Genomic DNA, 15,098 nt, shown 5'->3' on the forward strand with positions numbered 1-15,098 from the left:
GCGCGGTCGCGCGAGGGCGTCCCCCGCCCCACCCGCGGGGGCTGCAACGACTCCAGCGCTCAGGGCGATGCGGCCGATCACGATTCCCGCTCCTCGACGTTCGGGATGGGCAAGGTCGTCGCGACGGCGGTGTCGTTTCCGACGAGGTGGCTCTCGGCGCGTTCGAGCAGGGTGCGTTCGGTTCGGCTGGTGTCGAAGGTGACTCGGGGGTCGATCATCGCGTCGCGGATTTCGACGATCTCTCGGTGCAGTCGCCCTTCGGGGTCTTCCGTGCTGGCGGCGAGCGGGTCTGCTTGGCTCAGGCCGGGCCGCACCTGTGTCGCTCGGTTCCAGAGTGACTCCAGCTGTGCCGCGAGGGCGGCTGTGCGCTTGTCGCGCAGGTAGTGCTGGGCGCGCCGGACGGCGGGTTGCGCGGCGAACCCGGCGCAGAGGAATAGGAACGTCAGGAGCGAGAGCGGCCCGTAGGCGGGCTGAACGGCATGCAGGAGGCCGAGTCGGCCGGTGACGTGGGCGATGTCCATGACGATCACAGCGAGGCAGAGGGCGACGCCGAAAGCTGACCCGAGCGTCAGCAGCGCTGCGGGCAGGCGCTGGACACCGGCGCTGTGCCGGTATCGCCGGGCGGCGAGGGTTAGCATCGCGGCGATGACGATGCCGCCATAGACGAAGGTGATGATCGAGTAGGCAGCCGTCGCGGGTTGAGCGCCGAGGTCGCTCATGAACTGCGTGGTCGTACGGCCGCGGTCGATGAACACGAACGTCACGGCGATCGCGGAGAGCGAGATCACGAGCACGGGTGCGCTCACGGCGACGCGGACGAGCGTGGGCCTGTACTCGCCGGACTTCATGACGCCCCGTCCGAGGAAGAACAGTCCGGTCATCAGCAGCGCGTCCGCGAGCAGTGTTGCGAGGTTCGTTCCGCCGACGAGCGGATCGACGGCCGTGTAGATTCCATCGACGTTCAGCGTCATCGCGATGGCGATGGTGAGTGCGGCGTAGGTGATGCTTCGGTCGGTGCGTTTGCGGCGGAAGATGAGCAGGCTCGCCACGAGCGCCCACATGAGCGTCGCGACGAGCGTCTGGATCATCCGAATATCTCCGAGAAGGCCGATTCGGCGAACACCGATCCTCGGATGCCGGCGGCGAGCTGGTCGGCAAGGGACTCGGCGGCGATCTCGGTTTCGCTGTCGAGGTCTTGCCGCCGGAGCAGGCGTCCGCGTGTGCGGGGCGGGATGTTGGGCAGCAGCATGTCCACGGCTGGGCAGTCCGCTCCGTCGCAGTGGCCGAGGATCATGTGCGCGAACTCGTGCAGGACGAACTGTTGGCGGTGCAGTGTCGAGTCGGTGCGGGCGTGGAGCACGAGGTCGTCCGTATCAGTGGCCAGCCAGAGCGCGCAGAGGCCGTCGTGCGTGTCGAGGTCGGCGAGCTCGATGACGCGGAGCCTGCGGTGCCGCTGGTCCTGGACCGAGCGGAGGAGGTCGTCGAAGGTGAAGGTATTGCCGAGCTGAAGGCCCGCGACGGCCGCCGATACGGCCTGTTCTATGTTCACGGTTCGCCCCTCTCAGTGGGGAGCAGCGACCGGTATCGGCTTCGCCCTGCGCGACACCTGTCAGTGCTCAGGCGTTGGTGCCATTTCCTCATCCAGGAACTTGGTGATGGCGTGGAGTGCTTTCGGCGAGATGTCGCCGAGGGTGCGGCCAGCATAGGACTTCACCTTCGCGGCACGCATGGACCGAACCAGGTCGAGCTGCGCTGAGACCTTCTCGGGCGTGGCGGCACCGTCCTCGCCGAGCAGGAACGCCGCGTCCACGTCGAAGAACGCGGCGAGCCCCTCGAAGACTGCGGGGTCTTGGACGTAGCGGTGGCCGTTGACCATGTACGTCCAGCGCGACCGCGAAAGGTTGGTGCCTCGCTCTTGGAGGTAGCCGGCGATCTGCGAGTAGGTCGGCTCCGTGCCGGACTCGGCCACAGCGACATCCATCAGGAGCCGCAGACGTTTGGCGAGGTCTTCGGCCGCAGCCTGGCTCTCGTCTTCGGTCATGGTGGCTGACCCCCTTCCCTTCGCGACGGGCAAGGCATCGATGTGGGCCACCCGGAGGGTGGTTGTGCATGCTCAACCGTACTTGTTGAGCATGCACAAATCAAGGGTTGCGCATGCTCAACGGTCGGTGTTAGAACAGGACTCCGGGACACTTTGAGCATGCTCAATACCGGTGCCCCGGTCTCGGCTCGGGCGGCCTCAAGGAGGTGAACGATGTCCAGCTCACAGTCCGGACACGGGTGTTCGCGCCTACCTGCCAGGTGTACCGCCGCGCGCCACCGCGCCGCGGCCCACCGAAAAGGAGACCGGAGCATGGCATCGAACGAGGACGCCCGCGCGGCGCGAGAGGCGAAGCTCGACGAGCTGCACGAGAAGCTGACCGGCGCGGTCGAGTCGCTGGTCTCCGGTGACGACTGGCGGCAGGCGCTGGCCTTCGCAGCACGGTTCAGGTCGCGGTCATTCAACAACACGATGCTGATCTGGGTGCAGCACGAGGCCGCGTTCGAGGCAGGCCGCGTGCCCGAACCCTTCCCCACCCTCGTCGCCGGATACCGGCAGTGGCAGGGGCTGGGACGGCAGGTGATGAAAGGGCAGCCGGGCTACATGATCTTCGCGCCCGTGACGGGCCGGTTCGCCACCGCGACTCCTGCCGATGCGAGTTCGTGGCGGCGGCTCGGCCCACGGGAGAAGCCGAAGGCCGGCGAAGTGGTGCGCTCGCGAATGGTCGGAGCGCGACCGGCCTACGTGTGGGATGCGTCCCAGACCGACGGCGAACCGCTGCCGGTCCCGCCCGCTCCGGCGCTGCTGGAAGGTGAAGCTCCGTCGGGGCTGTGGGAAGGGCTGGCGGGGCAGGTTCGCGGCGCGGGGTTCGAGGTGCTGCGGGTGCCGCACGAGGGGATGATCTCCGGCGCGAACGGCATGACCGACTACGAGGCGCGCACGGTCGCGGTGCGGGAGAACATGGACCCTGCCGCGCAGGTCAAGACGCTCGCGCACGAGCTGGCGCATGTGCTGATGCACGATCCCGACGATGAGGAGGCGCGGCAGCATCGCGGCATCCGCGAGGTCGAGGCCGAGTCCGTGGCTCTGATGGTCGGTGCGGCGCACGGCATGGACACTGCCGGGTACACGATCCCGTACGTCTCGACCTGGGCCGTCCGCGTGGACGGCCAAGAGCCCGTCCAGGTGGTGCAGGCCACCGGCGAGCGGGTGCGGAAGACCGCGCTGGCGATCCTCGACCAGCTCGACACGCTCCAGGTCGGCGACGGCACCCCGCCCGGCCTCGACCGCGACAACGCCAGTCCGCGCACCTCCCGCACGTCTGCGCCTGCGGTGGAGACCGATCGTCCGCGTGCTGCGCAGGTGCCAGCTCTGGCAGGGCGGGGGCTGTGATGCCCGAAGCATTCGATGTCCTGGCGGCGCTCATTCGCGTGGATCGCTCGCCAAGCCTGGCGTTCGCGGCTCGGAGCCTCGCGGCGGCTGGCGTGCCCGTGTTTCCGTGCGTCGTCGAGGGGAAGCGTCCGCTGACCCGTCGTGGGTTCCTCGATGCGAGCAGCGACCCGGAACAGGTCGCGGCCTGGTGGTCGCGCACACCGAACGCGAACATCAGCATCCCGACCGGCGCTGCATCGGGCGTTGTCGTCGTCGATGTCGATGTCCATGGCCCCCACGATGGCCGCGCGGCATTCGAGCGCGCCTCCGAGGCGGGGCTCGTCGATGGAGCGGGTCTGTTGGTGCGCACACCCACCGGTGGCGCGCACGTGTACTTCCCGGCGACACCGGGCCGGGAGCAGCGGTCGTGGCAGGCAGCCACTGCGGGTGTCGATTTCCGGGGCGACGGCGGCTACATCATCGCTTCGCCTTCCCGGCGAATCATCGACGGCAACGTCCGCCGCTACGAGGTCGCCGACATCGCCGCGCACTCGGTCGGCCCGGTGGACGCGACCCGCCTGCGGGACTTCCTCGACCCGCGCCCCGTCGCCTCAACGCGCGCCGAGGGCACTTCGATGGCCGTGGATGGGACGCGGCTGGCGGCGTGGGTCGCCGGGCGGGGTGAGGGCGAGCGGAACCGGGGCCTGTTCTGGGCCGCCTGCCGCCTCGCCGAGAACGGCGTCTCGCCCGCCGACGCGCTCGATGCCCTGGGTGCTGCGGCACAGTCCGCGGGTCTGGGCGATCGCGAGATCACTACGACCGTGCGCTCTGCCTACCGAGCCACCCAGCCCGTATCCGAGGCCACGTCAGACCACCGGGCCCAAGGCGCGGGCCGGTGGTTCGAACGCTCGGGAGGCCCACCTTCCGCAGCCTTGGGGAGGGCGGGGCTGTGAGGCGTGAATCGGACGGGCGGCGCTGGGCCGCGATGACCGCGGTCGCGGGGACGGTGTTCATCGCCGCCGGGGCGTTCTGGCTGTCGTTCACCTCGTTGGCCGATCTCGCCGCTCGCTCGGGGATCGGTGCGGGGCAGGCGTGGGCGTGGCCGCTGATCGTGGACGGCATCATCGTCGTCGCCACGGTCGCCGTCGTCGCTCTCGCCGGGCAGCGCTCTGCCTGGTATCCGTGGGCGCTGCTGGTCGGCGGCGCGATCGTGTCGGTGACGGCGAACGCCATTCACGCCGTCGTCGCCGCAGATGCTGACGTGCCCAGGATGCTCGCGGCCTCGGTCGCCGCGGTGCCGCCCGTCGTGCTGCTGGCCATTACGCACCTGACCGTGATCCTCACCCGCGCCACCGACCCCGCCACCGAACCTACCGCCGCCGCGTCGTTCTCGACGGCTGCTGCGGAGTCGATGCCTGCGCTGCCGTCCGCCGAAACCGAACCGACCCGTCACGACGAGGGCGTGGCGGATCGGCGGGCGCTGGGGCAGGAGCTGCGGGAGGCGGGCTGGTCGAACAAGCGGATCGCCCGCGAACTCGATGTGCATCCCTCGACCGTAGGCCGCTGGTTCGCCGTCGCACACCTGACTGACACAAATGACACCGCCGACGAGCGGGAGGAGACGACCCCATGAACACCAGCGACAACGCGCAGCACACCGACTCGGTAAGGCCCGATCCGGCGAGGCTGGTCCTCGAGGAGCCGCGGGAGCGCCCCGAGCCAGTCGAACCGGCGAGCACGCCGGAGGCGGTGCAGGCCGCGCAGGTCGCCCGCGACGACAAGCAGCACGCGATCGTTCGCGGGCGCGGCGTGGAGTGGGTACGCCCCACCGACCTGATCGCCCGGCACTCCGCGCACGCGGCCGGGCGTGGTCTCGACTTCCAAGCCGAGCTCGCACGCCGCACCCGCACCCCGCTCGGTGCAGGCGTTCGTCGTCTCGGGGACCGCGCCCGGCGGTTGCCGCCGATCTCAGCGTTCGGGCGCAGCAGCACACCGGCGTCGCAGGTTTCCCGCTCCGGGGTCTCGATGAGTTGACGGTGGTGACGGGTCATGGCTGCGACAGCATCGGCTACAGGACGCACTCGTGGGAGCGAGTGCGCACCTGCCTGCCAGGAGGTGCCGACACCATGACCACACCAACCCGCACCAGCAGCAACACCGAGCCGACGGCCTTCGGGGCTGAGGACTTCACCACCGGCGAGGGCCTGCGCGCCCTGCTCAATCGCCTCGCCGAGGGCGGCGAGGATGCCTGGGTTCACGACCCGGTAGCCCGCGACCTGATGGAGTTCGCCGCCGACAAGTACCGCGCTCTCGCGAGGAAGCACAAGCTCGACACCTGGGAAGCGGTCACGGCGGCGTTCGACGCGATGCAGTACCGCTCGACCCGCGAGGCCAACGATCCGTGGGCGATCATCACCCACGCCGTGCGGATCACCTGCGTCTACGAGGAACGCGCCCAAGGTCTGCTCTGCTCGGTGCACCAGGCCCGCCGCGCGCACGTCTCGGCGTTCCACGACCCCGAACGGTTCTCCGAACGCGACACCGCGCTGGCCGACTACCATCCCGCGTTCCACACCACCGACCTGCGTCCCAGCGACCTCGAAACCGAGCCGCGCGACAGTCTCGGGTCGGCGCAGGCGTGCATGTCCGCTGGATCGGCGGCCGAGGACGCCATCGCGATGCTGTGCCTGCTCGACTGGCCGACCGACACCGCTCGGGCCGCCGTCGAGCACGTCTGCGGTGCGTTGATGAAGGCGGGCACCCGCCAGTCCGCCTACGAGGCGCTGCGCCGCGACCGGCACGCGCGGGCTCTGCTCGACCTGCCGCGTCGCTCCTGGGCCGCGCTGCTGAAAGCACTGCTCGGGAACCCGCACCCGGCCTACGTGGCCACCAGCAGCGGTCGCGGCATCCTGCTCCGGCTGCTGCTGGGCGAGACGCTCGACCTGCTGCTCCGCGACGATGATCTGATCCTCGCGCTCGCTCTGGCCGCGCCGAGTGGTGGAGGCGGTGAGGCGTCGTGACCGAGCCGCAGATCGGCAGCATCCAGCTCGACCGCACGGTCGAGTCGATCCTCGTCGGCACACGGCACCGCGCCGACCTCGGCGACATCGACACACTGGCCGCCTCCATCGACCGCGACGGCCTGCTGCAACCTCTCACGATCACCATCGACGGCGTGCTGGTGTGCGGGGCACGACGTCTGGCCGCGATCAAGAAGCTCGGCTGGCGCACCGTCAACGTGTGGGTTCGCAGTGGCCTGTCCGACCGACTCGGACAGCTCCTCGCCGAGCAGGACGACAACATGCTCCACAAGCCCTACACCCAACTCGAAGCCGCCGGCCTCTACCGCGAGATCAAGCAGGTCATGGCCGAAGACGCCGCCCGCCGAAAGTCCGCCACCCAGTTCAGCAGCGAGAACCAGCCGGGAAACGACGGTGGTGCAAACTTTGCACCACCGTCGAGCGGGCCGCTCGGGAAGGCGCGGGAGCAAGCGGCGGCGATGATTCCCGGCGGTGCATCGCACACGACGCTGGAGAAGATCGGCTACCTCGAAGACATCGCCCACAACCCCGCTCAGCCAGAGGCGTTGCGCACCGAGGCTGCCGCCGGGCTGGAACGGATCGAGGCCGGCGACCCGGTGCATCCGATCTACCAAGCGATCCGCGACGCCGACACCACCGCGCGGGAGCGACGCGAGGCCGAGCTGCACGCCCGCGCCGAAGCAGCCGTAGCCCAGGCGAAGTCGATCAAGAAGGGCAAGCGCATCCCACCCCGCCCGCTGCCGCTCGTCACCGGCGACGGCCAGCCCGTCCGCTACCCGCTGCGCGCGTTCGTGCAGACCTGGGGCGAGCTGGCTGACTGGTGGACCCACTACGACGCCGGCACCCTCGCCGCCGAGCTGACCAACGAGCAGTTCGAGAACTTCCTCACCACCACCGACGGCACCGTTCGGTTCGCCGACGCACTCCGCGTCGCCCGCGAAGGCACGGCGGAACGGCCACGACTCCGAGCCCTCTGACCGCGGGCGTGGGTGCCGGGTGCGCACCTGCTCGGCATGAGCCCTGCACCCACCAATCCCCGGAACCGCCGCCGACTCGTCGCCCTCATCGCCGCCGGCGTCGTCCTGCTGCTCCTGACCGGTGTCGGCGTCTACGGACTCCTCACCGGCCCCCGCAACAGCACCACCCCCGATCCTGACTCGGAGCCTGGCCCGGTCACCACGGCACCGCCAACCGTGGCACCGAGCACGCCTCTACCGCCGCGAGTTCCAGCGGTTCCCCGTTCTGCCGACCCCGAGACTTTCGCTCAGGGCGTCGCGTCAACGCTGTTCGCCTGGGACACCGCTTCGGGGCTGTGGCCGCTGGACTTCACCTCGACGATCCTCGCGGTTGGCGACCCCAGCGGGGACGAACAAGCAGGGCTGGCCTCCGACGTGGCCGCGTACCTGCCGACCCGAGACGCCTGGATCGAGCTGCGGCAGTACGCCACCCGTCAGCACCTCACCATCAACACCACGTACGTCCCCGACGCTTGGTCCGAGGCGGTAGCGCAGGCCCAGCCAGGGCAGCTCGCGGCCGGAACGTCGGCCGTCACGATCGAGGGAACCCGCCATCGCGCCGGGGTCTGGAACGGCCAACCGGTCATCAGCGAGCATCCGGTCGCGTTCACCTTGTTCATCGTCTGCGCACCGGCCTACCCGACGTGCCATCTGCTGCGGCTGTCGCAGCTCGACAACCCGCTGCGCTGAAGGGCTGGCGTCGTGTTCCGCAAGGCCGCCATCGCAGCCCTGGCACTGCTGTTCTTCGCACCCGCCGCAGCACTCCTCGGGATCGGGGTGCTGATGAATCCCGCCGCTGCCTACTGCGCCACTCCAGCCGGGAGCGTGAACCTCGGCCCGATCCCGGACTCGCTCACCGTGACCACCGCGAACGGCGAAACCTTCACGCTGAATCGTCAGCAGCTCACGCACGCGGCCACGATCATCTCCGTCGGAAACGGCATCACCGACGTGGGCAGGCCCGGAATCAAGATCGCGCTGATGGCCGCGCTCACCGAGTCCACGCTGCGGATGCTCACCAACACCGGCACGTACCCCGAGTCGGCGACCTACCCGAACGACGGCAACGGCGGCGACCACGACTCCCTCGGCCTGTTCCAGATGCGCCCCCAATCCGGGTGGGGCACTGTCGCCGAGCTCATGGACCCGAACTACCAGGCGCGAGCGTTCTTCGGCGGGCCGACCGGACCGAACTACCCCTCGCCACGCGGACTGCTCGACATCCCCGGCTGGCAACAGATGGACCCCGGCGAAGCCGCCCAAGCCGTCGAGGTGTCCGCCTACCCCGACCGCTACCGCAACTACGCGCCCGTCGCCGACAGCATCCTCACCGCCCTCACCACAGGCGGCAGTGCTGCTCTTGGTGTCGGCGGCCCGGCGGTGTCGTCGTCGCGGGTGGTGTTCCCGCTGCCCGAGGGCACCTGGGTGCTGACCTCGCCGTTCGGGATGCGGGTGCACCCGATCACGGGCGAGCGGAAGATGCACACCGGCACCGACTTCGCCGCGCCCGACGGCACCCCGATCCTCGCCGCCGCGGACGGCACCGTCACGGTCGCGGAGTTCTCCGGCGGGTACGGCGGCCTCATCGTCATCGAGCACACCATCGACGGCAAGACCGTCGCGACCGCCTACGCGCACATGTGGCAGAGCGGCATCCACGTCCGTCCCGGCGACCGGGTGAGTGCCGGGCAGCACATCGGCGATGTCGGCTCCTCGGGCATGAGCACTGGCGCACATCTGCACTTCGAGGTCCGGCCCGGCGGCACGAACAGCGAGGCCATCGACGCCGCCGCCTGGCTCAACCAGCACGGGGCCGCGAACCTGCCGACGGCGACCAGCGGATCACCCGCCGCCTGCAACAACGCCACCGCGGGCACGCCGACCGGTGTCGATGGAGACCCCGACCGGCTCGTCGACGATCCCACCAGCTCGGGCAAGATCACCGCCCGCATGCTCCACCTCTACCAGCAGACCCTCGCCGCGTTCCCCGACACCGGCTGGGGCTGCTACTCACCGCGCCCCGGCACCAAGTCCGAGCATCCCCTCGGCAGGGCGTGCGACATCACCTTCGGCAACCGCATCGGCCAGCGACCCACCCCGGTACAACTCGACGCCGGCTGGAAGGTCACCAACTGGATGAAGGACAACGCCGACGTGCTCGGCGTCGAGTACCTGATCTGGCAAGGCCAAATCTGGTCGGTCGCCCGCGACGCCCAGGGCTGGCGACCCTACAACGGCGGCGGCATGCACGACCCCGCCTCCATCACCGGAGGCCACTACGACCACCTCCACGTCACAGTCAAGGTTGGGTGAACGGAAATGGGTGTCTTCCCCGACTTCAACGGGCTCGGCGGCATCGGCGACCTGCGCGCCGTGGTCGGAGCGCTCCTGGCGTTCGTCCTCATCGTCGCCGTCCTTATGTTGATCGTGTCGGCCATCGTGTGGGCCATCGCGACCGCCCACGGCAACTACGCGACCGCCAGCAAGGGCCGCATCGGTGTCCTCGTCTCCGTCGGTGCCGCCGTCCTCGCCGGAGGCGGCGTCGCCTGGATGAACTGGCTACTCAACCTCGGCCAACAACTCTGACGCCGAACGCCTCCGAACCTGTCAACGCCCACGTCCTCGCCGACGTGGGCGTTGTCGTCTCCGCTGCCGAGGGGTCGCGGGTGCACCTGTCGCGTGTACCCCGTCTGCGAGTTCGTGGGCGGGCCGCCCGTCGCCAAGGAGACCTACCGTGTTCGATCTGCTCGCCAACGTCATGTCCGCGCCGCCGCTGCTGGTGCCGATGGACATCAACATCGACCCCAACACCAACGGCCTGCCGGGGATCAACCAGCTGCGCACCATCGTCGGCGCGGTGATGACCATCGGCCTCATCCTGTCCGTTCTCGCGCTGATCGTGTCCGCGATCGTGTGGGGCTTCGGCGCGAACTCCTCCAACCCGCACCTCGCCTCGCGCGGGAAGATCGGCGTCCTCGTCTCCTGCGGCGCGGCGGTGATCTGCGGCGCGAGCGTGACGCTCATCAACTTCTTCTGGAACGTCGGCCAGTCCGTCTGACCCGCCCGTCGTCGTCGAGAGTGCTGGTGTTCGTGATGGGCGTGTGCGACGTTCCCGTGATCTCCTCGGTCTGCGATGCCGTCGGCGAAGGAGCCGCCTCGCTGGTCGCGGCCCCGTTCGACTGGCTCGCCCAGGCGATGGGTGCCGCCGCAGGGTGGCTGTTCGAGGCCGTCTGGTCGGTCTTCGACACCACGACCCTGGTGGATGTCACCAAGCCCGGCTACATCGCCGTCTACAACCTGCTGTTCGGCATCGCGGTATTCGTGATGCTGATCTTCTTCTGCCTCCAACTCATCACCGGCCTGATCCGCCGCGACCCCACCGCACTCACCCGCGCCGCCCTCGGCCTGGCCAAGTCCGTCCTCGGATCGTTCGTGGTCATCACGCTCACCGCGCTGCTGTTGGAGGTCGTCGATCAGCTATGCATCGGGATCGTGCAGGCCGCCGGAGAGACCACTGAGTCGATGGGCGACAAGATCGCCCTCCTCGCCGGAGGGCTGGTCGGGATCAACATCGCCGCTCCCGGCGTCGGTGCGATCATCACGATCTTCATGGCCGGCCTCGCGATCACCGCCGCCGCGATCGTGTGGCTGTCCCTCCTCGTCAGGAAAGCGCTCCTGCTGGTCGCGGTCGTGTTCGCGCCGCTCGCGTTCAGCGGTGCCTCGTGGGATGCCTCGCGGGGGTGGATCGGGAAGTGGGCGATGTTCGTCGTCGCGCTGATCTGCTCCAAGCTCGTGCTCGTCGTGATGTTCCTCGTTGCGATCACCCAGGTCTCCGCACCGATCGACGCCGACCTCGCCTCGATCAGCGACCCCATCGCGGGGATCGTGCTGATGGCGATGGCCGCGTTCGCCCCGTACCTGACGTACAAGTTCATCGCGTTCGTCGGGTTCGACATGTACCACGCGATCGGCTCCGAGCAGGACGCCAAGAGCGCCCTCAACCGCCCGATCCCCGTCCCGACCAAGCCACAAGGCGGCGGCGACCCGAAGAAGGTGCTCGACGGAACCAACAGCGGCGGCGGGAACACGGGTGGAGGAAGCAGCGCACCAGCACCGCCGAAGGCCCCAGCGCCGGCACCCGCCGCGAGCGGCGGAGGGGCCGCCGGCAGTGGAGCCGCGGCAAGCGGAGGCAGTGCAGCCGCGGCCGGTCCCGTGGCAGCCGGGGTGGTGGTTGGGGCGAGCGTCGCCAAGGGTGCCGCAACCGCCGGCCCGAAGGCCGGAACCGCGCTGGGAGCCCAGGGCGAGCACGCCGCCGACGCAGCAGCGCAGACACCGCCACCGTCCGCCGTATCGCCTGCGGCACCGCCGTCGAGCCCGGCACCACGACCGCCGAGCAGCGACCCGTCACCGCCGTCGAAGCAGCCCCCGCCGCCCGCGCCACGCCCACCGAAGGAGTAGACGATGAGCAGCACGAACCACGACCGGCCCCCCGCGGGCGAACTCGTGCCGGTGAAGTTCTCCCGCCTCACTCGTCGCGGTGTCCTCCTCGGCCTGTCGCTGACCCAGCTCATCACGCTCGCCATCGGCGGAGCCACGCTCATCGGCGCGTTCTACGCCGGCGGCGGGATGCTGCTCGCCTACACCGCCCCCATCTGGGTACTCGCCGCGGCGTTGACCTGGATACCCATCGCAGGTCGGCCAATCGTGGAGTGGCTGCCCATCGCCTGCTGGTGGCTGTGGCGCACCACCGGCGGGCAACTGCTGTACCGACGCAGGATCGTCGTCCCGCGTCCCGTTGGAACCCTCGCACTGCCCGGCGACATGGCGCGACTGCGCGAGTACACCGACCCCGATACCGGAGCCGGGATGATCCACGACCCCCACGCCGCAACCCTGACCGTGGTGTGCGAGGTCACCCATCCCGCGTTCGTGCTCCTCGATCCAGGCGAGCAGGAACGCCGCGTCAGCTCCTGGGGCCGCGTGCTGGCAACCGTCTGCCGTTCCGGGCGAATCGCGACGCTGCAAGTCCTCGAACGCACCCTCCCAGACTCAGGCACCGGACTCGCCGAATGGTGGGCCACCCACGGCACGGCTGACGGATCATGGGCGGCCGACACCTACGCCGAACTCATCGACCGGGCCGGACCCGCCGGTGAACGCCACGCGACCACGCTCTCGCTGTCACTGGACATGAAGACCAGTGCCCGTCAGATCAGGACCGCGGGCGGCGGGATACGCGGTGCTGCCGCCGTGCTGCGGCAAGAGATGAACACGATCGTCGCCGCGCTCCGTTCCGCCGACCTCTCGCCCTCGGGATGGCTGACACCAGGGCAGATCGCGGTGATGCTGCGTTCCGCCTACGACCCGGCCATCGCTGCCACCCTGGAACGGCACGGCACGCTCGGCCAGTCCCTCGCGACCGCGGGGCCGGTTGCGGTCACCGAGACCTGGGGCAAGCTGCGCACCGACTCCGCCCACCATGCGGTGCTCTGGGTCAGCGAGTGGCCGCGGTCGCTGGTGTATCCGGGGTTCCTGTCGCCGGTGCTGCTGTCCACCGGCATCCAACGGTCGTTCTCGCTGATCTGCACCCCAATGCGATCCGATGCCGCCGCACGCGACATCCGCAAGAAGAAGGTCGAGCACATCTCCGACCAGGCCCAGCGCGCCAAGATCGGCCAGATCGAGGACGCCTCGCAGACCGCCGAGTACCACGACGTTCTCCAGCAAGAAGCCGACCTCACCGCCGGACACGGCATCCTCCGCTACACCGGCCTCATCGCCGTCTCAGCCCCAACCGTCGAAGAACTCGACGCCGCCGTCGCCGCCATCGAGCAGGCCGCGATCCAAGCGTCGTGTGAGACCCGGCTCCTCGTCGGCCAGCAAGCCGCCGCGTTCACCACCGCCGCGCTTCCGCTCTGCCGACGGGTGTAAGCCCTCCCGACACGGCGTGACCCGACCTTGTTCCGGCCGAGGATCAGGCTCGCGCGTCGATAAACCGAAGCATCGAAACAGGAACCGGCGCGTCTGGAGTTCGGGGCAGATCAACAACGGGAAGCGCCAGTGATACCTCTGCGAGGTCATCGACCCCGAGTTCTAGCCAGTCAGTGCAGTCGGCGTGCGGCAAAGCGCTCACCAACTGGCGATCCGCAAGCAGCAAGCTGAACGGAGGGAAGTGAATCACGGCAGAGATTGTCGGTGTGGTCGCGGCCGTCCATTCATCATCCCTTCCACCATCCCGCGATAGCTTTACGGCCAAGCCCTCGTGTGCTCCCTCAAGGACCGCCGCCGCCCCGTCAGGCGCGATCGCCGCCAAGAATCGGATGCCCTCGGGCGCTGGGGCTGCGACTCCATGCCGCACGGCCCAGACCAGGTCAGGGTGTGAATCGATGAGCTTCGGAGTCAGCGCTGTCATGCCTGCGAGCGCGGAGCGGATGAATCGACCCGGGCGAACCTCGCTGAGCTTTCCTTCAATGTGAGTCCGCTCGCCCTTCCACTGGGAGTGGAGCAGGTTGCCCGCGAAGGTGTAGGCCCACCGAATGTACTCGTCATCCCAAGGGGATGTGGCCGCCCGGCAGGTTTCGCAATGCGCGTACAGGCTGGCGCCACCGAGGCGTGGCCGCCCGTGGGCAAGTCGGCTGCCTGCTGTCGTGCCACCCCAAGAGAAGCTCCCATTGTTGAATGCAGCTCTCGGTGGCACGTGTGCCTTGGTGAGTCTTGCCAGGGCCCCGCACAGCGCGCACTTGCCGCTCTTTGCCCGCCCACCCGTCGGCCGGAAGCCTTCCTGCTCACTCATGCCTACACTCGCGCAATCTCTAGGACTCGATGGCGGAGTCTGCTGTGGCAAGTCCTTCAATCGCTGTCGCGGCCGAAACTGCGTGGGGCGTTCTTTCGGAAAGAGCCGCCGCCAGGCTGTCGATGTCCTCGTGCTCCGCGGAGTCGGGGAACATCCAATGCAGATCGCGCTCCTCTGTGGCCACGTCGATAGTGGGTCGGACGCCCGCTCCGCGGTGCGAGCGACCGCGTACATTCCGCACGTCATCCAAGGAGTAGATCGGGCCGAGTTCGCCTCGTTTTAGGAGTTTCCCTGGGTTGGCGGTAACGATCCGTCGGTCAGTCACCGCTACGAACGTGCTCGACGCGAACTTCTCAACGATGGCACTGGCTCTTCCTGGCGCGAGCGCGTCCCAAGTCGCATCAACCCTTCTGGCGAGAATGGCCGGCACGACTCCAGCGAAGTTGTGAGTTCCCATTTCGTATGGGAAGGCCACGCTGCGAAGCGTCTCGCCATCCTCAAGGAACCACCGAAGGATATGCAGATACGGATCGAGTTCAAGCCCTTCGGGTGCGCATACCGCCGCTGGTACTGCTGGCATCTCGACTGCTGGCTGGAGCATGTTGGCCAAAGGGTCGATCGCTTCGAGGAGCTGCCTGCAAGTGAGTTGAGAAGCCTTTGCGTCCTTTCGCTTCTTCGTGAGAGGCACGGTAGCGCGGCCGGGAAGTTCGGCGATGATCCGCAACTCACGCACGAGTGACTCGGTCAGCGATCGGATTTCGGCTAGCGACTCGTCGATCTCGACGGGAGTGTTACGGGCGATCCGGTCGAAGAGCTGCGCTTCGCTCTCGTCGTTG

The 15,098-nt window shown here is 68.8% G+C and carries 16 protein-coding genes; 12 read left to right on the forward strand and 4 right to left on the reverse strand.

The features are described from left to right. Window positions 1-77 precede the first annotated feature (77 nt). Genes ACIQ0W_RS15580 through ACIQ0W_RS15590 form a run of 3 tightly spaced genes read right to left on the reverse strand, consistent with a single transcriptional unit; the run spans window position 78 to window position 2,041 of the window. A complete protein-coding gene (locus tag ACIQ0W_RS15580) occupies window positions 78-1,088 on the reverse strand; it encodes an MAB_1171c family putative transporter (protein ID WP_090587760.1) in 1,011 nt (336 codons plus the stop codon). Continuing rightward, complete coding sequence (locus ACIQ0W_RS15585) at window positions 1,085-1,549, reverse strand: hypothetical protein (RefSeq protein ID WP_090587761.1); 465 nt, start codon at window positions 1,547-1,549, stop codon at window positions 1,085-1,087. The genes ACIQ0W_RS15580 and ACIQ0W_RS15585 overlap by 4 nt, the downstream gene beginning before the upstream one ends. A gap of 60 nt (window positions 1,550-1,609) precedes the next feature. Continuing rightward, window positions 1,610-2,041, reverse strand: a complete 432-nt coding sequence (locus ACIQ0W_RS15590) for a hypothetical protein (protein ID WP_291039525.1) — start codon at window positions 2,039-2,041, stop codon at window positions 1,610-1,612. A gap of 312 nt (window positions 2,042-2,353) precedes the next feature. Here ACIQ0W_RS15590 and ACIQ0W_RS15595 point away from each other — a divergent pair, with 312 nt between their 5' ends. From ACIQ0W_RS15595 to ACIQ0W_RS15650, 12 genes are all read left to right on the forward strand, one after another. Next, window positions 2,354-3,433 (forward strand): ImmA/IrrE family metallo-endopeptidase, encoded by a 1,080-nt coding sequence (locus ACIQ0W_RS15595; protein WP_090587765.1) that lies wholly within the window; start codon window positions 2,354-2,356, stop codon window positions 3,431-3,433. Then, on the forward strand, window positions 3,433-4,365 hold the full coding sequence (locus ACIQ0W_RS15600; protein ID WP_291039520.1) for a bifunctional DNA primase/polymerase: 933 nt from the start codon (window positions 3,433-3,435) through the stop codon (window positions 4,363-4,365). The genes ACIQ0W_RS15595 and ACIQ0W_RS15600 overlap by 1 nt, the downstream gene beginning before the upstream one ends. 32 nt (window positions 4,366-4,397) lie before the next feature. Next, window positions 4,398-5,045, forward strand: a complete 648-nt coding sequence (locus tag ACIQ0W_RS15605) for a DUF2637 domain-containing protein (protein WP_090587805.1) — start codon at window positions 4,398-4,400, stop codon at window positions 5,043-5,045. Then, entirely contained in the window at window positions 5,042-5,446 is a 405-nt protein-coding gene (locus ACIQ0W_RS15610) for a hypothetical protein (protein WP_090587768.1), read from the forward strand. The genes ACIQ0W_RS15605 and ACIQ0W_RS15610 overlap by 4 nt, the downstream gene beginning before the upstream one ends. 92 nt (window positions 5,447-5,538) lie before the next feature. Continuing rightward, window positions 5,539-6,432 carry a hypothetical protein gene (locus tag ACIQ0W_RS15615; RefSeq protein ID WP_090587769.1) on the forward strand — a complete coding sequence of 298 codons (894 nt, stop codon included), beginning with the start codon at window positions 5,539-5,541 and terminating at the stop codon, window positions 6,430-6,432. Continuing rightward, complete coding sequence (locus ACIQ0W_RS15620; protein ID WP_090587771.1) at window positions 6,429-7,430, forward strand: ParB N-terminal domain-containing protein; 1,002 nt, start codon at window positions 6,429-6,431, stop codon at window positions 7,428-7,430. The genes ACIQ0W_RS15615 and ACIQ0W_RS15620 overlap by 4 nt, the downstream gene beginning before the upstream one ends. Window positions 7,431-7,466: 36 nt before the next feature. Further along, entirely contained in the window at window positions 7,467-8,159 is a 693-nt protein-coding gene (locus ACIQ0W_RS15625) for a hypothetical protein (protein ID WP_090587806.1), read from the forward strand. Between the two features lie 12 nt (window positions 8,160-8,171). Further along, entirely contained in the window at window positions 8,172-9,782 is a 1,611-nt protein-coding gene (locus tag ACIQ0W_RS15630; RefSeq protein WP_090587772.1) for a M23 family metallopeptidase, read from the forward strand. A 6-nt stretch (window positions 9,783-9,788) separates the two neighbouring features. Further along, on the forward strand, window positions 9,789-10,055 hold the full coding sequence (locus tag ACIQ0W_RS15635) for a DUF6112 family protein (protein ID WP_090587774.1): 267 nt from the start codon (window positions 9,789-9,791) through the stop codon (window positions 10,053-10,055). A 172-nt stretch (window positions 10,056-10,227) separates the two neighbouring features. Next, on the forward strand, window positions 10,228-10,527 hold the full coding sequence (locus tag ACIQ0W_RS15640) for a DUF6112 family protein (protein ID WP_285132586.1): 300 nt from the start codon (window positions 10,228-10,230) through the stop codon (window positions 10,525-10,527). A 35-nt stretch (window positions 10,528-10,562) separates the two neighbouring features. After that, a complete protein-coding gene (locus ACIQ0W_RS15645; protein WP_090587777.1) occupies window positions 10,563-11,927 on the forward strand; it encodes a conjugal transfer protein TrbL in 1,365 nt (454 codons plus the stop codon). Between the two features lie 3 nt (window positions 11,928-11,930). After that, on the forward strand, window positions 11,931-13,400 hold the full coding sequence (locus ACIQ0W_RS15650; protein ID WP_090587778.1) for a PrgI family protein: 1,470 nt from the start codon (window positions 11,931-11,933) through the stop codon (window positions 13,398-13,400). An 881-nt stretch (window positions 13,401-14,281) separates the two neighbouring features. Here the strand turns inward: ACIQ0W_RS15650 and ACIQ0W_RS15655 are convergent. Next, the coding region (locus ACIQ0W_RS15655) for a hypothetical protein (protein WP_396643583.1) at window positions 14,282-15,098 on the reverse strand (817 nt) is incomplete at its 5' end.

The sequence above is a fragment of the Microbacterium sp. genome, from assembly GCF_044340635.1.
In the GTDB taxonomy this organism is placed as follows: Bacteria; Actinomycetota; Actinomycetes; order Actinomycetales; family Microbacteriaceae; genus Microbacterium.